Genomic DNA, 24,371 nt, shown 5'->3' on the forward strand with positions numbered 1-24,371 from the left:
AAGGCGCCGACTTTACCCTATCGGCGCTATAACGCGTGACCCAAAGCCATCGACTATCTAAACTGCAGCACACCTAGCAATACGCCATAACTTCGAGATCCCCATGGGCCTACTCCAGCGCAACAACGTCAACGTGATGGGTGACGGCCACTCGACCCTGGTGTTTTCCCATGGTTTTGGCTGCAACCAGGCCATGTGGAACTACCTTGCGCCGCAGTTCAAAGAGCGTTTTCGCGTGGTGATGTATGACCTGACGGGCGCAGGCCTGTCCGACCTCAACGCTTTTGACAAAGCCAAGTACAGCGCGCTGGACGGCTATGCCCGCGACTTGAACGAGATCATCGAAGCCTTTGCCGAGGGCCCGGTCATCCTGGTGGGACACTCGGTCAGTGCCATGATCGGCACCCTCGCCGACCGCCTGGCCCCCGGCCGTGTCGCAGCCCATGTAATGATCGGACCGTCGCCACGCTATCTCGATGCCGACGGCTACGTGGGCGGTTTCAAACGCGCCGACATCGACGACCTGCTCGACACCCTCGACAGCAACTACCTCGGCTGGTCCAGCGCCATGGCCCCGGTGATCATGGGAGCCCCCGACCAACCGGCGCTGAGCGACGAGTTGACCGAGAGTTTCTGCCGCACCGAGCCGGAGATCGCCAGGCAGTTCGCGCGCGTGACCTTTATGTCGGACAACCGCCAGGACGTGATCGGCCTGCCCACCCCGGTGCTGATCCTGCAATCGAGTGACGACCTGATCGCCCCGGTGGCCGTGGGTGAATACCTGCACAGCGTGCTGCCCAACAGCACCTATTGCCTGGTGGACAACGTCGGCCATTGCCCGCACATGAGCGCACCGCAGGCCTGCGCGGTGGCCATGGACGCCTTCCTGGTGCCGTGGATGGCCGCACGTGCCGGCTGATCTGTTCGACAGCGCCGCCTGCGCCCTGGCTGTCACCACGGAAGATGGCACGATCCTGCAGGCCAACGCACGCTTCAGCGACGGGCTGGGGTTCAGCATCGCCGAGCTGCAGGGCCGGCGTTTCCAGGACCTGCTGAGCATGGGCGGGAGGATCTTCCACCAGACTCACCTGGCGCCCATGCTGCGCATGCACGGCAGCGTCACCGAGGTGAAGCTGGACCTGCTGCACCGCGATGGCCACAAGCTGACCGTGCTGCTCAACGGCAACAAACGCGAACAGGCCGGCGCCGTGGTGTACGACCTGGCGCTGTTCGGCACCACCGACCGCGACAAGTACGAGCGCGAGCTGCTCAACGCGCGCCACCTGGCCGAAGCGCTGTTGCAGGAAAAAACCGCCACCGAAGTCGCGCTGCAACAAGCCCAGGCCGAACTGAACGAGGCCTACGCCATCGCCCAGCGTCGCGCCCTGTTTGCCGAGCAGATGGTCGCGATTGTCAGCCATGACCTGAAAAACCCGCTCACGGCGATCCGCATGGCCTCGGACTTTCTCAGCCGTGGCGAACGCACACCCAAGGAGCGCCAACTGCTGGGGCATATCGACCAGTCCTCCGAGCGCGCGCAACGCATGATCGCCGACCTGCTGGACTTTACCCAGGCACGGGTCGGCCAGGGCATCACCATCAAGGCGGCGCCGCTGGACCTGCACGAGGTGATCCATCGCGCGGTGGACGAACTGCGCGTGGCGTTCCCCAAGGCAACGCTGGAGCATCACGCACAGGGCCGTGGCGACGCCTGCCTGGATGCCGATCGCGTGCAGCAGATCATCGGCAACCTGGTGGCCAACAGCGTGGCCTATGGCGATCCGCAACAACCGATCACCATCACCTCGCGCCTGGGTGCCGGCGCTTGCGAAGTGGCGGTGCACAACCACGGCACGGCGATTCCGGCAGGTTTGCTGGCCGGGCTGTTCGAGCCCATGACCCGTGGCACCGACCAGGGCAGCGACGTGCGCAGTGTGGGCCTGGGCCTGTATATCGTGCGGGAGTTGGCCAAGGTCCATGGCGGCGATGTGGCGGTGAGTTCCTGTGCCACGGCCGGCACCACCTTCACGGTGACGTTTCAGAACAGGTAGGCGCTGCCCTGCATGATCGGCTCCACACTGCCCGTCAACACCACACCGCCCTGCCCGTCCCAGTGCACCGTGACCGTACCGCCGTCGCACTGCACCTGCACCGTGGCATCCAGCAAGCCACGGCGAATGCCATTGACCACCGCGCCGCAACAGCACGAACCGGAACCCAGCGGCACGCCGCCGCCACGCTCCCAGATGCGCAGGCGGATATGCCCACGGTCGAGCACCTGCACGAAATGCACATTGGTCCTGGCCGGGAACAGCGGGTGAATTTCCAGCGCCGGGCCGACGGCGGCCGGATCGATGGCGTTGATGTCGGCCACAAAAAACGTGCAATGGGGGTTGCCCATGCTGCACGCCGCCGGGTTGCCCGGCAGCGGTAACGTAACCGTATCCATGGCCTCGGCCAGCGGCACGGCCGCCCAGTCCAGGGACGGCGCGCCCATGTTGACCGACACTTGACGATCCGCTACCCGCACGCAGGTCAGCAGGCCCCGGTCGGTGCGCAGCACAACCGAATCGCTGCGGGTTTCATGCATCAAACGGTCGGCCACCCCACGCGTGGCGCTGCCACAGGTTTGCAGCGGCGTGCCGTTGGGGTTCCAGAACTTGATGCGCGCAGCGGCGTCTTCGCAGTCGAGCACCACGGCCAGTTGATTGAAGCCAATGCCGGTGTGGCGATTGCCAAGGCGACGGGCGACCTCGGGGGTAACAGGGTCGTCCAGGCCACGGCGGTCGATGATGATGAAGTCGTCGCCGTGGGCGTGCATTTTTGTGAACGGCAAGGTCATGGGCTGTCCTGGGGTCGACCGGTGGGGGAACTGGAGGATACCCTGAACCGACCCAAGCTTATCGAGAGTCAAGCATGCTTATCGTCTTCAGCGGCCTGCCCGGCACCGGCAAAACCACGATTGCCCGCGAGTTGGCGCGCCAGACCGGTGCGGTTTACCTGCGCATCGATGTCATCGAACAGGCGATTCGCGACGCTGGCGTATTGGCGGGTGATGTCGGTGCCAGCGGTTACGGCGTGGCGAATGCGCTGGCGCTGAGTAACTTGCAGTTGGGCCATAGGGTCGTCGCCGATTGCGTGAACCCGGTCAAGGAGAGTCGGGCAGCCTGGACAGCGACGGCCGCGACGGCAGACGTGGCGCTGGTCAATATTCAGGTGGTGTGTACAGACGCACAGGAACACCGGCGCCGGGTGGAAACCCGTAGGGGCGACATTCCTGGGTTGACGCCGCCGACTTGGCAGTCGGTATCGGCGCATGAATATGAGCGTTGGGACCAACCCGTGTTGACCCTGGACACGGCCTCCGTGACAGCTACCGAGGCCGTCGCGTCAATCGTTGCCCACACGGCAATGCCCTAGAGCACACTCCCCATCGCCTTCATCAACACCAAGTCCCGCCCATAAATATCCGGCGCATACACCAGGTCACCCTGGCCGTCGACCTGCACCGTCCAGTAGCCCAACAGCACCGGCACCGGGGTGGCCAGCCGGAATTCATGGGTCACGCCGGTGGCCAGCAGTTCATCGGTGCGCGCGCGTTCGGCCGGGCTGACCAGCAGGTCGCGCAGCAGCAGCGGTTGTTCGACCCGCACGCAACCGGAGCTGAACGCCCGCGGGCCCTTGGTGAACAGCGGTTGGCTGGGGGTGTCGTGCAGGTACACCGAGTACGGGTTGGGAAAGCGCATCACGATCTTGCCCAGTGGGTTGCGCGGGCCCGCTTCCTGGCGCAGGAGGATATTGCCGGGGCGCGCCCAGTCGATATTTTCCGGCGCCAGCGGGTGGCCTTCGGCGTCGAGCACTTGCAGGTTCTGCTGGCGCAGGTACTCGGGGTTGAGGCGGATGGCCGGGAGTTTGTCCTCGCGCATGATGGTGGGCGGGATGGTCCAGGTGGGGTTGAGGGTCAACCGGGTGATGCGTGACTTGAGCAGCGGCGTCTGGCGTTCGGCGCGGCCCACTTGCAGGCGGGTCTGCCACACCGGGATGCCGCTCTGGTACACGCTCAGTTGCGCGGCGGCGACGTTGACCAGTACGCCTTCGGGCTCCAGGTCCTGGGCCAGCCAGCGGAAACGCTCGAGGTTGATGCGCAGTTGTTCGCGGCGCATGGCCGGGCTGATATTGAGTTCGGCCACGGTGCCGGCACCGATCACGCCGTCCGATTGCAGGGAGTGGCTGAGCTGGAAGGCCTTCACCGCGGTGACCAGTTCCGGACCGTATTGTTTGCCCGCGCCCTTGGGCTCGACAGACAGGTAGCCACCGCTGTGGAGCCGACGGGCCAGTTCCGGGACACGCGGGTCGTCCATGCCGGGACGCAATAACGGGCCGCTGCCGACCGGATCCCAATGGGGCAAGGGTTGCAGGCGGACCGTGGAATAGGCGTTGCGCAGGCTGCGGTACAGGTCGGCGCTGGGGCGCGCCTGGTCAAAGGCTTGCGCCATGTTTTGCAGGCCGAGGGCAGCGAGGGCCAGCACTTCGGTGTCGGGGTCGCGGGTGGGCGGCTGCGAATGCCACAGCGGTTCGAAGCGCGATTGCTGCAGGCGCCCGTAATGCAGATCCTGCAGGGCTTGCAGGTAGTGCTGGCTGATGTCGATGTCGCTGCACAGCACATTGGCCGTGGCATCCGCCGCAGGCAGACTATAGTGGGTGGGGTCCAGCCCGTCATCGGCGAGCAGCTGCAATTGGGCGTGCAGTGCCTCGCGGCGATCGTTGGCGGACCACAGCGGCCCATTCCCCTGCTGCTGGTAGAACGCTTGCAGGCGCAATTGGGCGGCGTCTATCTGCGCGGCAAGGCCGGGGCAGACACCCGGCAGTTGCGCCAGTGCCTGTTGCAGCGGGGCCAGTTCGACCGGCGCCGGCGTGGTGACCGGCAATGGCTCGACCGGCAGCACGTCGGCTGTGGCGACCAATGGTGCAACGAGCAGGCAAATGCTCAAGTAACATGCGTGTTTTTTGAACAATAGCTTTGCTCCAATCCACAGTGGGGGGATGTACTGTAGATGCTGACTTTTATGTGCCGCCTCGGTTTGGTCACCGTGGGCCTGGCTTTACTGAGCACTATTACGCTCGCCGCCAATGGCAACCCTCCTTCCTTGTATAGCAGCCTGGCGCGCTCGGCTCCAGAACTCAATCCCACGGTACTGAAAAGCGCCCTGAACGCCGTGCAATGCGCCGTCAATAATGGCGAGGAACGCTCCGAGCGCCTGGCCGTGATTGACTATTCCCAACCTTCAACCGCCCGTCGGCTGTGGATCTTCGACCTGCGCAAGAAAACCCTGGTGCTGCGCGACCTGGTGGCCCACGGCGCAAAGTCCGGGGAAAACTTCGCCACCCAATTCTCCAACCTGGAAGGCAGCCATCAATCCAGCCTGGGCCTGTTCCGCACCCAGGAAAGCTACCTGGGCACCCATGGCTACTCGCTGCGCATGGACGGCCTGGAGCCGGGGTTCAATGACCAGGCCCGCGACCGCGCCATCGTGATTCACGCCGCCAACTACGTCAGCCCCTTGTGGAGCAAGCGCGAAGGCCGCATCGGCCGCAGCCAGGGTTGTCCGGCCGTGCGCCCGCAGGTGGCGCGCCAGGTGGTGGACAAGCTCAAGGATGGGCAGTTCATGTTTTCGTGGTACCCCGACCAACGCTGGTTGAAGTCCTCGACGTACCTCAATTGCAAACCCCAGCAGGTGGCGAGTAGTCGTACAATCCGTGGCGGTTAGCCTGTCCCCACAGATAAAAGAGAGCTTCGCATGCTTCTACATCAATCGACCTGGATCGAGATCGGGCAGTTCCTGGAACGCAGCCGCACGGTGGTGATCCCCATCGGCTCCAACGAACAACACGGCCCCACCGGCCTGCTGGGCACCGACTGGATGTGCCCGGAAATCATCGCCCATGAGGCGCAAAAGAACGCCGACATCCTCATCGGCCCGACCTTCAATATCGGCATGGCCCAGCACCACCTGGGTTTCCCTGGCACCATTTCCCTGCGCCCTTCCACCTTTATCGCTGCGATTGGCGACTGGGTGCGCTCGCTGGCCGGGCATGGTTTCGACAAGATCCTGTTTCTGAACGGTCACGGCGGCAATATCGCCACGATTGAAGCGGCGTTTTCCGAGCTGTACGCCGAGGCGAGCTTTGGCCGTCGCCCTGCCGGGTTTGCGTTGAAGCTGGTGAACTGGTGGGACTTGGAAGGCGTCACTGACCTGGCGCACCGCCAATTCCCGGTGGGCCATGGCAGCCATGCGACGCCTTCGGAAATCGCGGTGACGCAGTGGGCGTACCCGGACGCGATCAAGTCGGCCGACTACTCCCCGCAGATCGCCAACACCGGGCCGATCCGTGAAGCCCTGGACTTCCGCGCCCGCTTCCCCGACGGGCGCATGGGCTCGGACCCGGCGCTGGCGACGGTGGAGAAAGGTGGGGAGTTGGTGGCGCTGGCGGCTCAAGGGCTGGTGAAAACGGTTAACAGCTTCAGCAATGAAGCCAGACCTTAGGCCTTATGCAGATTCAAATGTGGGAGGGGGCTTGCCCCAAATGCCAGTCAGTTAAGGAGGAACACTGTAACTGTGGTGAGCGGGCTTGCCCGCGTTGGGACCCGAAGCGGCCCTAAAACCCGCAACCCGGTTCAGCCTGGAAGAATGCAGTGACTGTATTGGGGCCGCTTCGCGCCCCAGCGCGGGGCAAGCCCGCTCACTACGACGGGCTTGTTTACCACCATCAGCGTTGTTTCATGCGGTCGATGACCACCGCCAGCAGCAGGATCGAACCGCTGTGGTGAGCGGGCTTGCCCCCTCCCACATCGGTTATCTGCAGTCCTGCGCCACCTGTTCAAGCCGCGACGGCGTAATGGTCGACGCCAGCGGCTTGCGCTCATACAAAAACACCTTGCCGCCGTCCCCCGCCTTGTAGACCTCCAGCACGTCATCGGCGGCAATCTTGCTGGTCAACACCAGCTTGGCGTGGCGCGAGTTCTGGGTCACCGTCGACGTGATGCCGTGCTTTTCCAGCTTGGGAAGCAGGCATTGCACATAGTCATCCGGGCTCTTGCCGGTTTGCAGGGTCAAGGTCGGATTATTGGGAGCGGAAACACAACCGGCCAGCAACAGGGCCGCGACCGGTACGAAAAAAGAGCGCATGAAAAAATCCTGAGTCTAAAAATAAAGGTTCACATCAACCCGCGCGAACCAGCGCCTTGAGCGAGGCATCGAACTGCTTCAACGCATCGAGCTGCACATCCCGCTGCTGTTCGATCCGCGCGGCAATCTCCGGTGCGGCCTTGTCGTGCACCCACACCGAGGGCACCTGCCTGTGCACCGAGCCTTCGGCCTTGGCGATGTATTGCAGGTTCGCGTCATAAAACCGTGCGATAAAACGCGCTTCGACCTGATCGTTGCGCTGGGTCAGCAATTGGTTATGGGTATCGAGCATCACCACCACATCGGGGCGAGCCTGCACCAGGGCATCCAGGTTGTCGTAGACCGTCACCGACAAAAAGGTTCCCTGCAGCGAGCTCATCAACCAATCAATGGCCAGTTCCGGGTCGGAGCTGTTGACGAACGCCTCGCGGATACCTGCGTCAAGGGCATCCCTGGCGCCGTTCAAGGCCATGTCGTGGTAGCGTTCAAGGTAGCTGAGGTTGTCGCGGGTGTTATCGCTTAACAACACCCCCACCGATTGCGCATGCTGCAGGGAGTCTACGCTACCGACGATAGGTAGCAAATGGCCTGCACGCAATTCATCAGCGATCGCTGCGTTGTTGACGATCACAGTGCCCAGCATCAGCATCATTAAACCCAGCTGAATCAACGTCCTCATCGCGCATTTCCTTGAACAGCGTCTCGATGCAGGCGATTTTGCGCTTTTCCTGAAAAAACAGAACTTGCGTTGCATGATGGTGACTATTATCTGAACCGATAGTGCTCACATAAAACCTATAAGGACCACGCCATGAAGCCTCACCAGAAAACCTTCGATCGCATCCGCGAAGCCGTCTTGCCGGAGTTTCGCGAGCGGGTCGCCGATTACCTGGTCGAGTATGAACAGGTACTGCTGGATGAGGCGTCGGAGGCCGACCAGGTGCACGCCAGTGCCCAGCAGTTGCGCGGCTACCTGCGTGGTTTGAACACCACGCGGGTGCTGGGCATGGCCGATTGGGAAGACCTGGACCGGCGCGTCATGCAAATGACGACCAGCGCTACAGCGCAGGACGTTGCAGGTTGACCCACGCCTGCACGGACGGCCGGCGCCACTGGCGCTGCGCATAAGCCAGCAACTCGGCAGGTACGCTGTCGCCGTTGAGAATCAGGCGATTGAGCATCACCGCCAGGTCCACGTCAGCAATGCACCACTCACCGAACAAGTACGAAGGGTTGCCCGCCAACAGCACCTGCGCCGCACTGATCAAGCGCCGGGCTGCCCCTTGGGCGTCGGCTGACAACGGCGGCATTTTCTGCCCATAAAACACCACCAGGGTCGAACGCTCCTGGCGAATCGGCAGCAAATCACTGCGCAACCACGCCTGCACCTGTCGTGCCCTCGCCCGCTGTTTGGGATCGGCCGGGTACACGGCTGTCTCGGGGTAGGCCTGGTCCAGGTATTCGGTAATCGCGGAGGATTCCGACAAGGCAAAATCGCCTTCCACCAGGGTCGGCACGCGCTGGGTCACGGATAGCTGGGCAAAGTCGGCTGTCTGGTTTTGCGCGGTGTCCAGGTCCAGGGTGACCAGGTCGAAGGCCAGGCCTTTTTCCCGCAGGGTGACGAACACCGACATCGCGTACGGGCTGGTGTAGAGCGAATCAACGTAGAGGCGCAACGGGGGCTGGTTCATAACGGGGCTCCTTGGGTGAAGCCCTACGCTACGAGATGCGCGCCGAGAAAGACAATGCGCGGTTTTTATGGGGGCATTCCCGGGCGGAATAGCGGGTTAACCGGCAAACCCGCCCTTGTCCAGAAAGGCGCGCTCTTCATCCGTGGTGACCCTGGCCAGCACCGCATTGCGATGGGGAAAACGCCCGAAGCGCTCGATGATCTGCGCGTGTTCCTTGGCCCAGCGGTAAGTGTTGGCGTCCAGTGGCTGGTTGAGGGCCAGGGAGCGTTGCTGGTCCCTTGGGTCTTCCGAGTGTTCGAACGGCAAATAACAGAACGCGCGCAATGCCGGCTCCACCTGCTGGTCGAGCCCGGCGTCCACCATGCGCGCGGCATACAGACGCGCGAGCGGGTCGGTGGCGAACATGTGCGCAGTGCCGCGAAAGGCGTTGCGTGGGTATTGGTCGAGCAGGATCAACAAGGCCAAGGCGCCTTCGGCCGAATCCAGCCAGCTTTCCAGCTCGCGCCGGGCGGCTTGCAGGTGGGTGGCGTGGAAGGTGTCGCGGAAGGTGGCGTCGAACCCATCGTCCTTGGCGAACCAGCGCTTGGGGCCGGCGTGCTGCCAGAAGTCGATGACGGTTTGAGGGGTGCTCATGCTCAGGGGCTCCGGGTATGGGTTTACTGAAGGTATCAGAAGCGGGATCAATGGAGGGCAACGCGTCGATTAATGTTATAGGATAACGCCAATTTTCCGCCCTGCCCTGTGATCCCGCCCATGACCGATGCCGTTCCCCTGCGCCAACGCCTGCTCTCCATCGACGCCCTGCGCGGCCTGGTGATCCTGTTCATGCTGCTCGACCACGTACGCGAGACCTTCCTGCTGCATCGCCAGGTCAGCGACCCGATGAGCATCGACAGCACCGAGCCCGCGTTGTTTATCAGCCGCACCCTCGCCCACCTGTGCGCGCCGGTGTTTGTGTTGCTCACGGGCTTATCCGCGTTTTTATACGGCCAGAAATACCAGGGCCGCCGCGATGTGTCGGCGTTCCTGTTCAAGCGCGGGTTGTTCCTGGTGGTGCTGGAGTTCACCCTGGTCAACTTCGCCTGGACCTTCCAGTTGCCGCCCAGCGTGATCTATCTGCAGGTGATCTGGGCGATTGGCATCAGCATGCTCGCCCTCGCCGCCCTGGTGTGGTTGCCGCGCCCGCTGTTGATCGTGCTGGCGCTGGTGATCATCGGCGGGCACAACCTGCTGGATGGCCTGCACTTCGACCCAGGCTCGGCGCTGCATATTCCGTGGACGATCCTGCATGAACGCAGTTGGATTGACGTGTCCGACACCCTGCGCCTGCGCACGACCTACCCGGTACTGCCGTGGATCGGCGTGATTGCCCTGGGTTACGGCCTGGGACCGTGGTTTGCCAATGCCACGCGGCCTGCCGTGCGCCAGCGGTATTTGCTGCTCGGCGGCTTGGGTGCGTTGCTGGGGTTTGTGCTGTTGCGTGAGCTCAATGGCTACGGCGAGAAACCCTGGCAGGCGTATGACAACGGCGTGCAGACGCTGATGAGCTTTTTCAACGTCACCAAGTACCCGCCTTCGCTGCTGTTCCTGGCGTTGACCCTGGGCATTGGACTGTTACTGTTGCTGGCGTTTGAACGCGCGGGGCATCGACGCTGGATCGGCGTGTTGGCGGTGTTTGGATCCGTGCCGATGTTCTTTTACCTGTTGCACCTTTATGTGCTGAAAGTGCTGTATGTCGCCTGTGTCGCGCTGCTTGGCCTGAACCAGGGCAACTACTTTGGCTTCGACAGCATGGGCGCGGTGTGGCTGATGGCGCTAGTATTACCCCTGGCGCTCTACCCGCCGGTGCGCTGGTTCGCCGGGCTCAAGGCGCGGCGGCGCGACCTGGCCTGGCTCAAATACCTCTAATCTGACACAGATCCAAATGTGGGAGCTCGCCCATACTCATCGTGGCATAGGTATCTACACAATTTTCAGAGACTGGCGAGTTCCCCCTGTGGCGAGCGGGCTTGTCCCGCGTTGGGCCGCGTAGCGGCCCCAAAACAGCCGCTATGGAGTTTCTGATATACCGCATTCTGCTTTACTGGGGCTGCTGCGCGGCCCAGCGCGGGGCAAGCCCGCTCACCACAGCAAGCCCCCTCCCACATTTTTTACGATATCAAGCCAACTCAGCGCGTAGCTGGCGAGCTGCAGTGACCATATGAATCAACGCCGCCTCCGTCTCCGGCCACCCCCGCGTCTTCAACCCGCAATCCGGGTTCACCCACAGGCGCTCGGCAGGAATCCGTTTCGCCGCCTTGCGCAACAGGTTGGCCATTTCCGAGGCATCCGGCACCCGTGGCGAGTGGATGTCGTAGACGCCTGGGCCAATGTCATTGGGGTAGGCAAAGGCTTCGAACGCGTCCAGCAACTCCATGTCCGAGCGCGAGGTCTCGATGGTGATCACGTCGGCATCCATGGCGGCGATGGACTCGATCACATCGTTGAACTCGCTGTAGCACATGTGCGTGTGGATCTGGGTTTCATCGCGCACGCCCGAGGCGCACAGGCGGAACACTTCGGTGGCCCAGTCCAGGTAGCCTTGCCACTGCGCCTGGCGCAACGGCAGGCCTTCGCGGAACGCGGCTTCGTCGATCTGCACGATCTGGATGCCGGCAGCTTCCAGGTCGACCACTTCGTCGCGAATCGCCAGGGCCAGTTGGCGGGCCTGCACTTCGCGGCTCACGTCTTCGCGCGGGAACGACCACATCAGCATGGTCACAGGGCCGGTCAGCATGCCCTTCATCACCTTGCGGGTCAGGCCTTGGGCGTAGCCGATCCACTCCACCGTCATCGCCTTCGGGCGGCTCAGGTCGCCGAAGATCACTGCCGGCTTCACGCAACGCGAACCGTAGCTCTGCACCCAGCCGAAGCGGGTGAACACATAGCCGTCCAACTGCTCGGCGAAGTACTCGACCATGTCGTTGCGCTCGGCTTCCCCGTGCACCAGCACATCCAGACCGAGGTTTTCCTGCACCTCGACGGCGTGACGAATCTCGCTGTGCATGGCTTCGACGTATTCGGCCTGGCTCAACTTGCCCTGTTTGTAGGACTGCCGCGCCAGGCGGATCGATGCGGTCTGCGGGAACGAACCGATGGTGGTGGTCGGAAACAGCGGCAGGTTCAGGCCCGCACGTTGTTTCTCGATACGCTGGGTAAACGGCGACTGGCGCTGGCTGTCCTGGCGGGTAATCGCCGCCACCCGCGCCTGTACCGCAGGCTTGTGGATACGCGGCGAGACCGCGCGGGCCGCCTGCACCGCGCGGCTTTCGGCCAGGGCAGCAAGGACGTTGGGCGCTTCAGGCTGGTTAACCGCTTGCGCCAGCACCGCCACTTCAGCGCATTTTTGCACGGCGAATGCCAGCCAGCTTTTCAGCTCGGCATCCAACTGGTCTTCACGGCCCAGGTCCACCGGGCTGTGCAGCAGCGAGCAGGATGGCGCCACCCACAGGCGATCACCGAGTTTTTCATGGGCGTGCTGCAAGATGGCCAGGGCGTTTTCCAGGTCGCAGCGCCACACATTGCGGCCGTTGACCACACCCAGGGACAGCACCTTGTACGCCGGCAGGCGGTCAAGGATGGTCGGGTACTGCTCCGGCGCGCGCACCAGGTCGATGTGCAGGCCATCCACTGGCAGGTTCGCGGCCAGGCCGAGGTTCTCTTCCAGGCCACCGAAGTAGGTCGCCACCAGCTTTTTCAGCGGGTCGCGCTGGATCAGGTTGTAGGCACGCTCGAACGCGTTCTTCCATTCCTGCGGCAGGTCGAGGACCAGGATCGGCTCGTCGATCTGCACCCATTCCACGCCGAGGTCGGCCAGGCGCTGGAAGATCTGGCCGTACAACGGCAGCAGGCGCTCAAGCAGGTCGAGCTTGTCGAAATCACCCCCCTTGGCCTTGCCCAGCCACAGGTAGGTCAGCGGGCCGATCACCACCGGCTTGACGGTGTGGCCCAGGTCGAGGGCTTCCTGCACCTCTTCGAACAACTGCTCCCAACCCAGGTGAAATTGCTGGTCGACGCTGAATTCAGGCACCAGGTAGTGGTAGTTGGTATCGAACCACTTGGTCATTTCCTGGGCGTGGGCACCGCCGCAGCAGCTGTCGCTGACACCCCGGGCCATGCCGAACAACGTGTGCAGGGTGGCGTTGCCGTCGGCTGGACGGAAACGCTCGGGGATCACACCGAACATCAGCGAGTGGGTCAGCACCTGGTCGTACCAGGCGAAATCACCGGCGGGCAGCAACTCGATACCGGCCTGTTTCTGCAGATCCCAGTGGGCCTTGCGCAGTTCACGGCCGACGGCCCGCAGGCCGGCTTCGTCGAGTTCGCCCTTCCAGAACGCTTCCTGCGCTTTTTTCAGTTCACGATCGCGTCCAATGCGCGGAAATCCGAGGGAATGAGCGACTGCCATGACAAAAAACTCCAATCTGTTGAGATGGGAGCCATTGTCGGCAGTCAATCATAGTGAGACAAACTCATTTTATTTTATACGAACACAAATTTAATTCATGATCAGCCGGTGCAACCCCGCCCTTTTCACAGTGGCGCATTGGGTGATGTCTGAATGGGGATCAGCTCAGGCTCGCGAAGAAGGGACGTGTCCGTTGTAAAGGTTCCACCAACGAGGCGGTACCGGAGGCCGGGGGATGGGATAGAGCTCGCGCGCAAATTGCTTGTCGCCTTCTGACAACTCATTCCCCTCCTCGACACGATGCCCGCTGTTTAGATAGGTCTCTGGAATGCTGTAGTGCATGATGGAGGCTTGATCATAGGCGGAGCTGACAACATCCCGCGAATCGACTGGGGCAAAGTTTTCATCAACCGAGCCAGGCTGATTTGTCGCTGCGTAAATTGTGCGAATCCGGTCAAAATCCAGGTCGAGTGTATTGTCCGGGTGCTGATGCTCATGGACTAAACCCAATGCATGGCCGAACTCATGTAATACCGTGCCAGCGTTGAATTCATTAAACCCGCCCTTGAAGCCGATTTCCATCGTAGGCTCACCAGCGCCCACGGTTTGTTTGCCTGCCGTGCCGAAATAGGAATACCCACCGCTGACGTCATTATCTGCCTTGATTCTGATATCGCCATCGAGCTCTTTGGTGAACTCCAGTTTCAGGTTGATATACGGCGCCCATTTGTTGATGTTGTCCTTGGTGAATTTTTCCTGTTCCTTGGTCATCCCCATCAGAGAAATCCTGACCGTCGAAAACTGTGGCCACAACGCAGCCTTTAGGGCCACCCCACGCTTGCTCCTGGATAAAAGCGGTGCGTCGACGGGCTGTTTCTGGCCAGTGTCATCATTCGGCTGGGCGTAGGAAGGCGGTATAAATGGCTGAATATTAATTCCTGTCATCACAATCTTGATCTCCGTGGTTGTCCGGCTTTTTGCCACAATGAACAATTGGTGCAGAGAGCGCCAACGGTTCCGCGTGAAGTACAACCGCCCATTTCAACCACTCATCTCAGGGCGCAATCACGTGCAGGTAAAACGCGTAAAACATGAAATACGCACACCCCAACAGCGCCAGCCCCCTGCTGAGCACGGCGCGCTCGACCGCAGCGCTGTTGGCGGTGCAACTGCACGAGCGCCAGCTGGAAGTGTCTTTGTTGAGCAAAGCACCGATCATGCGCAAGGGCGACCTGGACGCACCGGATATCCTCACGCTGATGGAACTGCGTACGCAATCACGCGCCGAATATGCCTGGATGGGCATCGCCGACGCCGATGGCCAAGTGCGCCAGGCCGTCAACGGGCTGCTGGTCAATCAATCGGTGCAGCATGGTTCCAGGCCGGCCTGCGCGGTGAGTACACCGGCGATCCCCACGAGGCAGTGCTGCTGGCCAAACTGCTGCCGTAACGCAAAAAGACGCCCTCCCCGATATCGAGGCCTTGATTGTCGACTTCGATGGCAAGGTGCTTTACCCCGAAGCCCTCGCGGGTGAACAGATACCCGCAGACAAGCTGCTCACGTCGGCCGGCTGGTTCTCCGGCAACGGCTACGTCACGGCCTCCGTCGCCGTGCCAAGCCCGTCCAACGCCAGGATGAACTGGTACATCATGGTGCGCCAGCCGTTGGACGTAGCCCTGCAACCGGCGCGCAGCCTGCTGTACAAATTGCTCGTGCTCGGCCTGCTCGCGGCGATCACTTTTGTAGTGGCCGCGTATTACCTCGCCTCCTCCCTCAGCCGTCCCATCGAGCGCCTGGCAAAGTCCGCCAAACAGGTGCAGGACCATCAGCCCGGCGCGGTCTTCCCCCAGGAACACCCGGTGCTGGAGATTGCCCAACTGGGACAATCGCTCACCGGCATGACGCAATCGCTGCTTGCCAAGGAACGTGAACTGCAAGACGCCAACGCCTCCCTGGAAGCCACCGTGGCGCAACGCACCGCCGACCTCACCCAGGCCAACGCCGACCTGCTCAAGCTGGCCACCCACGACGCCCTCACCGGCGTGTTCAACCGGCGCCGCTTCGACGAAAAACTCGCCGAGAACAGCCTGCTGTTCCAACGTACCGGCCGCACCTTCGCCCTGCTGCTGATCGACGCCGACTATTTCAAGCGCGTCAACGATACCTACGGCCATGCCATCGGTGACGATGTGCTGTGCCAACTGGCAGCCCTGATAGAAAACACCACGCGCGCCACCGACTTCGTTGCCCGTTATGGCGGAGAAGAATTCGCCGTGCTGCTGCCGGAAGTCGAAGCGCCGGACAGCCCTGACGTGGTCGCCGAAAAGATCCGTGTGGCTGTCGAGGCGGCAGTGTTCCCAAGCGTGGGTCGCCTGACCGTGAGTATCGGCGTGGGCGTGGCCGAGCCTTCTGACCGCGACTCCCTGGCATTGCTCAAGCGCGCGGACATGCGCTTGTATGAGGCCAAGGGCGCGGGCAGGAATCGGGTGGCGTGAGCAAGCCCCCCTGTAGGAGCGAGCTTGCTCGCGAAGAACCCAAGGACACCGCTGGCATTCTGAACAGGCGCGTTATCGTTGACGTTTTTCGCGAGCAAGCTCGCTCCTACAAAGATGAGGGGCTCAGCGGTACTACATCAACGGAATCGAATAACTCACAAACACCCGATTCTGGTCCTGGTCCCGCGCCACTTCACTGCGTGACACGCCGTTACGCCAGCCGAAGCCGACGTTCTTGAATGTGCCGCTCTGCACCACGTAATCCAACGAGATGTCCCGCTCCCACTCGCTGGCGTCGTTGCCGCTGGTGGTGAGGATGTGCTCGCCCTTGAGGTACATCACCGAGGCCTTCAGGCCGGGTACACCCAGCGACGCGAAGTCGTAGGCGTACTGGGCAAAGGCGGTGCGTTCGCCGGCCTGGATGAAGGTCTGCACGGTACGGTCGGTGTAGAGGTACAGGCTGGCACCGCCCTCGCCTTTGTTCACCAGGCCGCCCTGGTTGAGTTGGGCGAAGTTGCTGTCGTCCGAGACTTGCTGGTAACCGGCAGTGATCGCGTGCGGGCCCAGGGAGTAGATGAACGCGGCGCTCCAGGTGTTGTTGTCGATTTCACCGTTACCGTTCTTGGTATAGCCGCCCAGCTTGTAGCCCTCGGCACGGCCGGCGGCGCTGCTGTTTTTACCGTCGGAGCTGGTCTTGAAGTAGCGCAGGTCGGTTTTCAATGAGCCGTATTCGCCCAACGGCAATACGTGGATCAACCCGGCGAAGTGTTGTTGGTAATAGTCTTCGAGGTTGGCGTAGTAGTACTGGACCATCAGGTCCTTGGTCAGCTGGTAGTCCGCACCGGCGTAGGTAAATTTATTGCTTTCCTGGGTACCGCCCGCCGCTGCCAGGCCACTGCGGTCGCTGGAACCGCGACCGGTGGTGTGCTCAAGCTGGCCGCCGACCAGGGTCAGGTTGTCGATGTCCTTGCTGGTGACCTGCCCGCCTTCGAACGACTGCGGCAACAGGCGGCCGTCGTTGCTCACCAGGATCGGCAGGTTCGGGCGCAGGTAGCCGTAGCGCGCTTCGGTCTTGGCAAAGCGTGCCTTGGCCGTCGCGCCACCACGGGCCCAGTTATCCGTGGCCTTGCCGTCTTCGGTGGGGATCATCGAGCTGCCGACATGGCGCGCGGCGCTGCTGTCGAGGGTCACGCCGAGCATGCCGATGGCGTCCAGGCCAAAGCCGACGGTGCCGTCGGTAAAGCCCGACTGGTAGTTGAGGATAAAGGCCTGGCCCCACTCTTCGGTCTTCGACGGTGCCGCCGTGCCGTCGCGGTTGTCGTTATTGAAGTAGAAGTTACGCATGCTCAAGTTGGCTTTGCTGTCGCTCAAAAAGTCAGCAGACGCCAAGGGGCTCAGGGCAATGCCCAGGCCGCCGGTCAATACACTTAATACATTCAACGTGGCTTTCATCAGGACGAACTCCGGCGCGGAACCCAGGTTCCGGGCGCAAAAAATGGGCAGCAGGATGCCGTCGGCCAAATGTGAAGTTGGCCGCGGCGTTAACGGTTATTCAGTTGCTTAGTTGTTAGCGAGTTGAGTGAAGTGAAACCTCCGTAAACCTCAGTCAATCAATCCATGAGCGTCATAAAACGGGTACGGCCCCGGGTAATCCCCGAACACGCCGTTGTGGCTGATCAGGCCCTGTTGCGCATCCCAGCGATGCAACAGATACCCCGCCGGCTCCAGGTTGAAATGCGCGGGCGCGGCGTCCTGCAGGTCCAGCACAATCTGATGGGAAGTACCGGGGCACACACAACTCAAGCTGCCGCCAAAGCGTCGTTGCATCGGTCGGTGCAGGTGCCCGCACAGCAGGCGTTCCACTTGCGGGTGGCGAGACACAACTGCTTCCAGCGCCGCAGCGTTGATAAAGGGTTCGCGGTCCATATGGCCGATGCCGCTGATAAACGGTGGATGGTGCAGGATCAGCAACGTCGGCACGTCCGGGCGTCGTGCCAGTTGCGCGTCCAACCAGTGCAATTGGCTGTCCAGTAGCTGGCCGCCGTGCCCACCCGGGATAGTCGAGTCCAGGCCGATCAAACGCAGCGGATGCTCGTCCACCACCCAGTCCAACGGGCCCTCTGCCGACAACGGCAAATAGGCGTGATCACGGAATGCCTCGAGCAACGGACCGCGTGTGTCGTGGTTGCCGGGCACCAGGTAGCACGGCATGTGCAGGCGCGCGAGTTCGGGGTGCAGCACGGCGTATTCATCGGCGCGGCCGAAGTCCACCAGGTCACCGCTGACCACCACGATATCGGGCCGTGGGTGGCTGGCGTTCAAATGGTCGACGGCACGGCGCAGCGCGCCCAGGGTATCGACCACCCCATACGTCAGGCGCTGGCCGGCTTTAAGGTGCAGGTCGCTGATTTGCGCAACAAGAAACGGACGATTCACAAGCAAACTCTCACGCATTCAGGGTGAACAACATGTGCGGCGCAATCGCCAGGGCAATCGGCGCGCCGACGGCGTACAGGTGGTTGTCGCTGCTGTCCACCAGCAGCGGTTGCGGGCCGCCCACGTCCACCAACAGGCGGCTTTGCGCGCCCTGGAAAAACTGCGCCAATAGATGGCCGTGCAAGTGCCCTTCGCTCTCCATCACCCGCAAGTGTTCGGGGCGGCAGTACACCGTGTTGGGCACGTCGACGGCCTGCCACGGCAACTCGCCGCCGCAGACTTTCAGGCCATGGGCTGTTCGCGAGGTGACGGCAAAGGCATTGAGGTTGCCGACAAAACCGGCGACGAAGGCATTCGCCGGCTTTTGGTAGATCTCCCGTGGGCTGGCCAGTTGCGCGACGCGGCCGTGCTCCATCACCAGGATACGATCGCCCAGGGCCATGGCTTCGCCCTGGTCGTGGGTGACAAATACCGAGGTGATACCGAGGCCGCGCAGCAGTTCATTCAGCTCGCTGCGCAGGCGCTCGCGCAATTGCGCATCCAGGGCGGCCAGCGGTTCATCCAGCAACAGCACTTTAGGGCGCGGCGCCAGGGCACGGGCCAGGGCCACCCGTTGACGTTGGCCACCGGACAATTCGTGGATGCTGCGCTTGCCATGCTGTTGCAGGCCGACCAGCTCCAGCAGTTCCTCGCAGCGCTTGTTCCGCGCAAGCGGCGCCATGCCGCGAATCTTCAAGCCGTAGACGATATTGCCGGCCACATCGAGGTTGGGAAACAGCGCGTAGTTCTGGAACACCATGCCCACGTCGCGGCGCTCGATGGGCAGGCGGGTGACGTCGTCGATACCGAAAAAAACCTGGCCTACATCCGGGCGTTCCAGGCCGGCAATCAGGCGCAAGGTGGTGGTCTTGCCGCAGCCGGACGGGCCGAGGATCGCCAGGGTCTCACCGCCTTCGACGGTCAGGTTCAGGTCATGCACAGCCACGGTGCCGTCGGCGAATGCCTTGCGACAGCCTTGCAGGCGGATAGTGATAGCGGTCATCGACGCTCTCCACGGGACAAACGAGCGCTGATGGCCTGCAACGCAATCAGCAGCGGCACGATCATCAGCAAAAAGATAAGGGTATAGGCGCTGGCGATTTCCAGGCGCGCCGAGGCGTAGCTGTCGGCCAGGCCCACGGGCAATGTCTTGGTCATCGGCGTGTGGAGCATCCAGGTCAGGTTGAATTCCCCCAACGACAAGGTCACCACCATCAGCACGCCCGCCAGAATCCCCGCCCGGCAGTTGGGCACCACCACGCTGAAAAAGCGCCTGATCGGCCCGGCGCCCAGACTGGCCGCCGCCTCTTCCAGCACCGGCAGTTGCTGGCGTTGCATCACCGCCATCACCGGACGTACCAGGAACGGCAAGGTGAACAACACATGGCCGACCAGGATGAACAGCCAACTGCTGCGAAACGTGCCGAACTGGCCATAGGTGAGCAGCAACGCCAGCGCACTGGCCAGCCCCGGCATCGCCACGGGCAGCACCATCAGCTCTTCGAAGGCACGGCTGAAGCGGTTGTTCATGCGCACCAGCGCATAGGCCGCCGGCACGCCGATCACGCAGACACACACCGCGCACGCCAGGGCCAATTGCAACGACAGCCATACGGTGGGCGAATAGGCCTGCCATACCTGGATCAGCCAGTCGAACGTCAGGCCGCTGGACAGGCCGACGAAGAAATTGCGCGTCAACCCGGCCAGCAACGACATCAGCACCGGCACCAGCATGAACGCGCACACCAGCAGGGTGAACAGCAGTTGCATCACAAACAGCGATGAGCGTTTCACAAGACCGTCCCCGCATTTTTCACCAGGCGTCGCGTGAGCAACAGCACCGCCCAGGTCACCGCGCCGAGCACCACCGACAACGCGGCGGCGACGGCAAAATTGGCGTAGTTGGTGAATACATTGTAGATCGCCACCGGGGTTACATTCAGGCGCGTGCCCAAGGTGAACGCGGTGCCGAACGCGCCCATGGACGTGGCGAAGCAGATCGCACCGCAGGACGCCAACGCCGGCGCCAGGCCCGGCACGATCACGTCGCAGACCACCCGCCAGTGCCCTGCTCCCAGCGAATGCGCGACTTCTTCCAGGCTGCGGTCGAGGCTTTCGCACGCGGCCATCACCGTGAGGATCACCCGCGGAATCGAGAAGTACAGGTAGCCGACAAACAGCCCGGCCAGCGAGTAGGCAAAGATCCAGCGCTCACCGGCCAATTGCAGGCCCAGGGACGCCAGCAACCCCTGGCGTCCGGCCAGCAGGATCACCAGGAAGCCCACCACCACCCCCGGAAACGCCAGGGGAAACGTGAGCAACGCCACCAACGCCGAGCGCCCGAAAAACTGCTGGCGCGCGAGGAACACCCCACTGATGCCACCGATCAACAACGCGGTGAACGTCACCACGATCGCCAGCACGCAGGTCTGCGCCAGGCTGCCCAGGTACTGCGCGCTGCTGAGCACCTGCCAATAGCCGCTGCCGTGGCTGTCGCGGCTGTCGGCGCCGAGCAGCATCAAGTGCGCCAGCGGCAACAGCCAGAACGCGAACAGCACCGCAAAGGCCGGGGCCAGCGCCCAGGCCGCTTGTTTTGCCGATGCAGCCACTTACTTGACCTCGTTCAGGTAACGGGCGGCGAAGGCTTCCTGCACAGCGGCCATTTTCTGATAGTCCACCACACCGGCGCGGGCGTAATCGCTGTCGGGCAGGAACTGCGCGGCGACGTCGGCCGGCATGTTCACTGGGCGTACCGGGCGCAAGTACGCCTTGGCCCAGAGGGCCTGGCCTTGGTCCGACAATACGAAGTCCAGCACCTTCTCGCCATTGGCGCGGTGCGGTGCGTTGGCCACCAGGCTCATCACATAGGGCACGCTGATGCTGCCTTCCTTGGGGATCACGAAGGCGACATTGGCGTTGTCCTTATAGCGGGCGCGGTAGGCGTTGAAGTCGTAGTCCACCAGGATCGGCAACTCGCCGGACAGTACCCGCGCATAGGCGGTCTGCTTGGGCACGATGGGGGCGTTTTTCGCCAGTTTCTGGAAGTAGTCGATGGCCGGGGCGAAGTTGTCCAGGTCGCCGCCCATTGCGCGGTTGATCGCCACGGCAGAGACGTAACCGACGAAGGCGCTGGACGGGTCCAGGTAGCCGACCATGCCTTTATATTCAGGCTTGAGCAGGTCGGCCCAGCTTTGCGGCACCGGCAGGCCACCCAATGCCTCGACGTTGACCATGATGCCCAGGGTGCCGGAGTGGATCGCAAACCACTGGCCGGCGGGGTCTTTCAACCCGGCGGGGATCTGTTCCCAGCCCTTGGGCTTATAACCCTCGACCACGCCGGCCTTTTGCGCCTGCAAGCCGAAGGTCACGCCGTAGTAGACCACGTCGGCGACGGGCGCGGCCTTTTCGGCCACCAGTTGCGCCAGGGACTGGCCGGAGTTCTTGTTGTCCAGCGGCACCTGCACACCGGTGCTGGCGGCGATGGCCTTGAGCTGGGTGCCCCAGTCGGCCCAGTCCGGCGGGCAGTTGTAGCAAATCGCGGTGTCGGCGGCCTGGGCCAGGCTGGCCACACCGCAGAGCAGCACGGTGGCCAGGGTTTTACTGAATGCGCGCATCAAGGGACTCCTCAAAGGGTTGGGTACTTTCGCCCGGCCGGATATGGCAAGGCAGGCAATGGGAAATGGGATCGTTGCCGGCGATCTGCGCCAGCAGTTGGTCAATCACCGTGCTGGCCAGCAGCGCGATGGGCTGTACCACGCTGCACAGGGTCGGGTGCATCTGGGTGCCGAGGGCGATGCCGTCAAAGCCCATCACCGACAGTTGCCCAGGTACATTCCAGGCGTTGCGGCGCAGCTCGGCGATCAGGCTGATAGCCAGGAAATCGTTGGAACACACCAGCGCGCTGGGGGCGTCGGGGCCGTTGAGGTACGGCTGGATGGCAGCGAATTCAGCCTGGGTATGGGCGGGCATTTCGATCACCGCGCGGTTTTTGAGACCGTATGCCTTCATCGCGTCGCAGTAACCGGCATAGCGCAGGCGTGCGCGGTCGGACTGCAAGGCGGGGCCGGCGACCATGCTGATGCGTCGATGACCGGCCTCCAGCAGGTAACGCGTGGCCAAGGCCATGCCGGCGCGGTTGTCCACCGACACGGCGCTGTAGTTGGGGTTGCTCGGTTGGTGATAGGCCAGCACGAACGGCGTCCGTTCGGTATTCAGGCTGCTGAGCACGCTGTTGCTTTCGGCATCGGTGACCGTCAGCACCAGGCCATCGACGCGCTGGCGCAGCAGTTCTTCCACTACGATGCACTCGCGCTCGCTGCTGTAGTCGGTGGTCGCCAGCACCAGGCTGTAGCCACGCAAACGTGCGGCACGCTCCATGGCCTGGAACTGTTCGGCGAACACCGGGTTGAGCAGGTTGGGCACCACCACGCCGATCAACTGGGTCGTTTGCAGGCGCAGTTGGCGGCCGAGCAGGTTGGGCCGAAACCCCAACTCCCGGGCAGCGGCGAACACCTGCTCACGGGTCGCCGGGCGCACCTGGTCGGGAGAGGCAAAGGTGCGGGCGGCGGTCGCGCGGGATACGCCGGCCAGTCGCGCTACGTCTTTCAGGTCAGTCATGTTCACTCGCTTGAGATCGATCTCATTGGCGAGGACAGTAACGGGGGAATGTGGCAGGAAGGTGGTGGGGAGATGACGGTTTGATGGCAGTGCAACAAAGTCACATAGGCCAAAATGTGGGAGGGGGCTTGAACCCGATAGTGGTGTGTCAGGCACCCTATTGGCGGGCTGATCCACCGCTATCGGGAGCAAGCCCCCTCCCACACCGGGCCGGTGCATATCCTTAGATAGTCATACTCCGGGGCTATGCTTGAAAAACCGGCGTGCAAAATCCGCCCACTAACCTTTCGATTCGATCCAAGTGCGGGCACAATGCGTGTCCTTTTTTGGCAGGCACCGCCGCAGGCTCTCAAAAATGATCAAAACGCCGTACTACCTCATCGATAAACAGAAGCTTCTGGTCAACATGCAGAAGATTGCTTACGTGCGCGAGCAGTCCGGCGCCAAGGCCCTGCTGGCGCTCAAGTGCTTTGCCACCTGGTCGGTGTTCGACCTGATGCAGGAATACATGGACGGCACTACCTCGTCGTCGCTGTATGAGTTGAAGCTCGGTCGCCAGAAGTTCGAAGGTGAGGCGCACGCCTACAGCGTGGCCTGGGCCGATGATGAAATCGAAGAGATGCTCGATAACTGCGACAAGATCATCTTCAACTCCATCAGCCAGCTGCAGCGTTTTGCCGAACGCAGCGAAGGCAAGACCCGCGGCCTGCGCGTCAACCCGCAGGTGAGCAGCTCCGACTACCTGCTGGCCGACCCGGCGCGTCCGTTCAGCCGCCTGGGCGAATGGGACCCGGTGAAGATCGAAGGCGTGATCGAGCAGATCTCCGGCTTCATGTTCCACAACAACTGCGAGAACGGCGATTTCAACCTGTTCGACCAGATGCTGAACACCATCGAAGAACGCTTCGGCGCGCTGCTGCAAAAGGTCAACTGGGTCAGCCTCGGCGGCGGCATCCACTTCACCGGTGAAGGCTATGCCATCGACGCCTTCTGCCAGCGCCTCAAGGCGTTCTCGCAGAAGTACGACGTGCAGGTCTACCTGGAACCCGGCGAAGCGGCGATCACCAACAGCGCCTCCCTGGAAGTCACCGTGCTCGACACCCTCTACAACGGCAAAAACCTCGCCGTCGTGGACAGCTCCATCGAAGCCCACCTGCTGGACCTGTTGATCTATCGCCTCAACGCCAAGCTGGCGCCGAGCGAGGGTGAACACACCTACATGGTGTGCGGCAAATCCTGCCTGGCCGGGGACATCTTCGGCGAGTATCAATTTGATCGTCCGCTGGCCATCGGCGATCGGCTGTCGTTCATCGACACCGCGGGCTACACCATGGTCAAGAAAAATTGGTTCAACGGCCTGAAAATGCCGTCCATCGTAGTGAAACAACTCGACGGTACAGTCGAAGTGGTTCGTGAATTTGGTTACGACGACTACCTGTCCAGCCTTTCGTAAGCTGG

General features: G+C 62.4%; 23 protein-coding genes and 1 pseudogene. 9 read left to right on the forward strand and 15 right to left on the reverse strand.

Features of this window, described 5'->3' with window-relative positions; translation table 11 throughout:
- Positions 1–103: 103 nt before the first annotated feature.
- On the forward strand, positions 104–919 hold the full coding sequence (locus F6S08_RS17670) for an alpha/beta hydrolase (RefSeq protein ID WP_315872055.1): 816 nt from the start codon (positions 104–106) through the stop codon (positions 917–919).
- Positions 909–2,051: a PAS domain-containing sensor histidine kinase gene (locus F6S08_RS17675; protein ID WP_315872056.1), complete on the forward strand. Its 1,143-nt coding sequence runs from the start codon at positions 909–911 to the stop codon at positions 2,049–2,051. The genes F6S08_RS17670 and F6S08_RS17675 overlap by 11 nt, the downstream gene beginning before the upstream one ends.
- Here the strand turns inward: F6S08_RS17675 and dapF are convergent.
- Positions 2,039–2,842 (reverse strand): diaminopimelate epimerase, encoded by an 804-nt coding sequence (dapF, locus tag F6S08_RS17680; RefSeq protein ID WP_092357356.1) that lies wholly within the window; start codon positions 2,840–2,842, stop codon positions 2,039–2,041. The two genes, F6S08_RS17675 and dapF, sit on opposite strands and share 13 nt — an antisense overlap.
- A gap of 74 nt (positions 2,843–2,916) precedes the next feature.
- Here dapF and F6S08_RS17685 point away from each other — a divergent pair, with 74 nt between their 5' ends.
- Positions 2,917–3,420, forward strand: a complete 504-nt coding sequence (locus F6S08_RS17685) for an AAA family ATPase (RefSeq protein ID WP_065948107.1) — start codon at positions 2,917–2,919, stop codon at positions 3,418–3,420.
- Here the strand turns inward: F6S08_RS17685 and F6S08_RS17690 are convergent.
- The gene (locus F6S08_RS17690) at positions 3,417–5,015 is read right to left on the reverse strand and encodes a murein L,D-transpeptidase (protein ID WP_315872057.1); all 1,599 of its coding nucleotides are present in this window, start codon (positions 5,013–5,015) and stop codon (positions 3,417–3,419) included. The genes F6S08_RS17685 and F6S08_RS17690 overlap by 4 nt on opposite strands.
- A 39-nt stretch (positions 5,016–5,054) precedes the next feature.
- On the opposite strand from F6S08_RS17690, the gene F6S08_RS17695 reads away from it, so the two are divergent.
- Both F6S08_RS17695 and F6S08_RS17700 read left to right on the forward strand, forming a co-directional pair.
- Positions 5,055–5,768 carry a murein L,D-transpeptidase catalytic domain family protein gene (locus F6S08_RS17695; RefSeq protein WP_074847086.1) on the forward strand — a complete coding sequence of 238 codons (714 nt, stop codon included), beginning with the start codon at positions 5,055–5,057 and terminating at the stop codon, positions 5,766–5,768.
- 30 nt (positions 5,769–5,798) lie between these two features.
- Positions 5,799–6,545 (forward strand): creatininase family protein, encoded by a 747-nt coding sequence (locus F6S08_RS17700; RefSeq protein WP_027607227.1) that lies wholly within the window; start codon positions 5,799–5,801, stop codon positions 6,543–6,545.
- Between the two features lie 309 nt (positions 6,546–6,854).
- Here F6S08_RS17700 and F6S08_RS17705 read toward each other — a convergent pair whose 3' ends face one another.
- Both F6S08_RS17705 and F6S08_RS17710 read right to left on the reverse strand, forming a co-directional pair.
- A complete protein-coding gene (locus F6S08_RS17705) occupies positions 6,855–7,187 on the reverse strand; it encodes a hypothetical protein (RefSeq protein ID WP_027607228.1) in 333 nt (110 codons plus the stop codon).
- Positions 7,188–7,221: 34 nt separating this feature from the next.
- Positions 7,222–7,866, reverse strand: a complete 645-nt coding sequence (locus F6S08_RS17710; RefSeq protein WP_065924605.1) for an ATPase — start codon at positions 7,864–7,866, stop codon at positions 7,222–7,224.
- Positions 7,867–7,998: 132 nt separating this feature from the next.
- Here F6S08_RS17710 and F6S08_RS17715 point away from each other — a divergent pair, with 132 nt between their 5' ends.
- On the forward strand, positions 7,999–8,271 hold the full coding sequence (locus tag F6S08_RS17715) for a hypothetical protein (RefSeq protein WP_065924604.1): 273 nt from the start codon (positions 7,999–8,001) through the stop codon (positions 8,269–8,271).
- Here the strand turns inward: F6S08_RS17715 and yfcF are convergent.
- Both yfcF and F6S08_RS17725 read right to left on the reverse strand, forming a co-directional pair.
- Positions 8,246–8,878, reverse strand: coding sequence for a glutathione transferase (gene yfcF, locus F6S08_RS17720; RefSeq protein ID WP_315872058.1), 633 nt, complete (start codon positions 8,876–8,878; stop codon positions 8,246–8,248). The two genes, F6S08_RS17715 and yfcF, sit on opposite strands and share 26 nt — an antisense overlap.
- Positions 8,879–8,974: 96 nt before the next feature.
- Positions 8,975–9,511 (reverse strand): DUF924 family protein, encoded by a 537-nt coding sequence (locus tag F6S08_RS17725; RefSeq protein WP_137212212.1) that lies wholly within the window; start codon positions 9,509–9,511, stop codon positions 8,975–8,977.
- A 120-nt stretch (positions 9,512–9,631) separates the two neighbouring features.
- On the opposite strand from F6S08_RS17725, the gene F6S08_RS17730 reads away from it, so the two are divergent.
- Positions 9,632–10,786: a DUF1624 domain-containing protein gene (locus tag F6S08_RS17730; RefSeq protein ID WP_315872059.1), complete on the forward strand. Its 1,155-nt coding sequence runs from the start codon at positions 9,632–9,634 to the stop codon at positions 10,784–10,786.
- A 250-nt stretch (positions 10,787–11,036) separates the two neighbouring features.
- Here F6S08_RS17730 and metE read toward each other — a convergent pair whose 3' ends face one another.
- The gene (gene metE, locus F6S08_RS17735; RefSeq protein WP_315872060.1) at positions 11,037–13,325 is read right to left on the reverse strand and encodes a 5-methyltetrahydropteroyltriglutamate--homocysteine S-methyltransferase; all 2,289 of its coding nucleotides are present in this window, start codon (positions 13,323–13,325) and stop codon (positions 11,037–11,039) included.
- Between the two features lie 165 nt (positions 13,326–13,490).
- On the reverse strand, positions 13,491–14,270 hold the full coding sequence (locus F6S08_RS17740; protein WP_315872061.1) for a M12 family metallopeptidase: 780 nt from the start codon (positions 14,268–14,270) through the stop codon (positions 13,491–13,493).
- A gap of 167 nt (positions 14,271–14,437) precedes the next feature.
- Between F6S08_RS17740 and F6S08_RS17745 the strand changes: the two are divergent.
- A pseudogene (locus F6S08_RS17745) lies at positions 14,438–15,821 on the forward strand (GGDEF domain-containing protein); the annotation flags it as partial.
- A gap of 132 nt (positions 15,822–15,953) precedes the next feature.
- Here F6S08_RS17745 and F6S08_RS17750 read toward each other — a convergent pair.
- The 7 genes from F6S08_RS17750 to F6S08_RS17780 all read right to left on the reverse strand — a co-directional run bounded on the left by F6S08_RS17750 (position 15,954) and on the right by F6S08_RS17780 (position 22,913).
- Positions 15,954–17,273, reverse strand: coding sequence for an OprD family porin (locus tag F6S08_RS17750; protein ID WP_141606675.1), 1,320 nt, complete (start codon positions 17,271–17,273; stop codon positions 15,954–15,956).
- 150 nt (positions 17,274–17,423) lie between these two features.
- The gene (locus tag F6S08_RS17755; protein WP_065924658.1) at positions 17,424–18,257 is read right to left on the reverse strand and encodes a phosphodiesterase; all 834 of its coding nucleotides are present in this window, start codon (positions 18,255–18,257) and stop codon (positions 17,424–17,426) included.
- 10 nt (positions 18,258–18,267) lie between these two features.
- Positions 18,268–19,299, reverse strand: a complete 1,032-nt coding sequence (locus F6S08_RS17760; protein WP_315872062.1) for an ABC transporter ATP-binding protein — start codon at positions 19,297–19,299, stop codon at positions 18,268–18,270.
- Positions 19,296–20,090: an ABC transporter permease gene (locus F6S08_RS17765; protein ID WP_065948102.1), complete on the reverse strand. Its 795-nt coding sequence runs from the start codon at positions 20,088–20,090 to the stop codon at positions 19,296–19,298. The genes F6S08_RS17760 and F6S08_RS17765 overlap by 4 nt, the downstream gene beginning before the upstream one ends.
- Positions 20,087–20,905, reverse strand: a complete 819-nt coding sequence (locus F6S08_RS17770; protein WP_315872063.1) for an ABC transporter permease — start codon at positions 20,903–20,905, stop codon at positions 20,087–20,089. The genes F6S08_RS17765 and F6S08_RS17770 overlap by 4 nt, the downstream gene beginning before the upstream one ends.
- Positions 20,906–21,910 carry an ABC transporter substrate-binding protein gene (locus F6S08_RS17775; RefSeq protein ID WP_065924596.1) on the reverse strand — a complete coding sequence of 335 codons (1,005 nt, stop codon included), beginning with the start codon at positions 21,908–21,910 and terminating at the stop codon, positions 20,906–20,908. It abuts the gene before it with no gap.
- Positions 21,894–22,913 carry a LacI family DNA-binding transcriptional regulator gene (locus F6S08_RS17780; RefSeq protein WP_137212206.1) on the reverse strand — a complete coding sequence of 340 codons (1,020 nt, stop codon included), beginning with the start codon at positions 22,911–22,913 and terminating at the stop codon, positions 21,894–21,896. Before F6S08_RS17780 ends, F6S08_RS17775 begins: the two co-directional genes overlap by 17 nt.
- 355 nt (positions 22,914–23,268) lie before the next feature.
- Between F6S08_RS17780 and F6S08_RS17785 the strand changes: the two genes are divergently transcribed.
- The gene (locus F6S08_RS17785) at positions 23,269–24,366 is read left to right on the forward strand and encodes a carboxynorspermidine decarboxylase (RefSeq protein ID WP_315872064.1); all 1,098 of its coding nucleotides are present in this window, start codon (positions 23,269–23,271) and stop codon (positions 24,364–24,366) included.
- Positions 24,367–24,371 lie beyond the last annotated feature (5 nt).

Source organism: Pseudomonas sp. JV449 (assembly GCF_032424295.1).
GTDB classification, from domain to species: Bacteria; Pseudomonadota; Gammaproteobacteria; order Pseudomonadales; family Pseudomonadaceae; genus Aquipseudomonas; species Aquipseudomonas marginalis.

Bases quoted from the DNA above. Each gene is read 5' to 3' on its own strand.
- F6S08_RS17670 (WP_315872055.1), top strand. From the start codon at position 104: ATGGGCCTACTCCAGCGCAACAACGTCAACGTGATGGGTGACGGCCAC.
- dapF (WP_092357356.1), bottom strand. From the start codon at position 2,842: ATGACCTTGCCGTTCACAAAAATGCACGCCCACGGCGACGACTTCATC.
- F6S08_RS17685 (WP_065948107.1), top strand. From the start codon at position 2,917: ATGCTTATCGTCTTCAGCGGCCTGCCCGGCACCGGCAAAACCACGATT.
- F6S08_RS17695 (WP_074847086.1), top strand. From the start codon at position 5,055: ATGCTGACTTTTATGTGCCGCCTCGGTTTGGTCACCGTGGGCCTGGCT.
- F6S08_RS17700 (WP_027607227.1), top strand. From the start codon at position 5,799: ATGCTTCTACATCAATCGACCTGGATCGAGATCGGGCAGTTCCTGGAA.
- F6S08_RS17705 (WP_027607228.1), bottom strand. From the start codon at position 7,187: ATGCGCTCTTTTTTCGTACCGGTCGCGGCCCTGTTGCTGGCCGGTTGT.
- F6S08_RS17710 (WP_065924605.1), bottom strand. From the start codon at position 7,866: ATGAGGACGTTGATTCAGCTGGGTTTAATGATGCTGATGCTGGGCACT.
- F6S08_RS17715 (WP_065924604.1), top strand. From the start codon at position 7,999: ATGAAGCCTCACCAGAAAACCTTCGATCGCATCCGCGAAGCCGTCTTG.
- yfcF (WP_315872058.1), bottom strand. From the start codon at position 8,878: ATGAACCAGCCCCCGTTGCGCCTCTACGTTGATTCGCTCTACACCAGC.
- F6S08_RS17725 (WP_137212212.1), bottom strand. From the start codon at position 9,511: ATGAGCACCCCTCAAACCGTCATCGACTTCTGGCAGCACGCCGGCCCC.
- F6S08_RS17730 (WP_315872059.1), top strand. From the start codon at position 9,632: ATGACCGATGCCGTTCCCCTGCGCCAACGCCTGCTCTCCATCGACGCC.
- metE (WP_315872060.1), bottom strand. From the start codon at position 13,325: ATGGCAGTCGCTCATTCCCTCGGATTTCCGCGCATTGGACGCGATCGT.
- F6S08_RS17740 (WP_315872061.1), bottom strand. From the start codon at position 14,270: ATGACAGGAATTAATATTCAGCCATTTATACCGCCTTCCTACGCCCAG.
- F6S08_RS17750 (WP_141606675.1), bottom strand. From the start codon at position 17,273: ATGAAAGCCACGTTGAATGTATTAAGTGTATTGACCGGCGGCCTGGGC.
- F6S08_RS17760 (WP_315872062.1), bottom strand. From the start codon at position 19,299: ATGACCGCTATCACTATCCGCCTGCAAGGCTGTCGCAAGGCATTCGCC.
- F6S08_RS17775 (WP_065924596.1), bottom strand. From the start codon at position 21,910: ATGCGCGCATTCAGTAAAACCCTGGCCACCGTGCTGCTCTGCGGTGTG.
- F6S08_RS17780 (WP_137212206.1), bottom strand. From the start codon at position 22,913: ATGACTGACCTGAAAGACGTAGCGCGACTGGCCGGCGTATCCCGCGCG.
- F6S08_RS17785 (WP_315872064.1), top strand. From the start codon at position 23,269: ATGATCAAAACGCCGTACTACCTCATCGATAAACAGAAGCTTCTGGTC.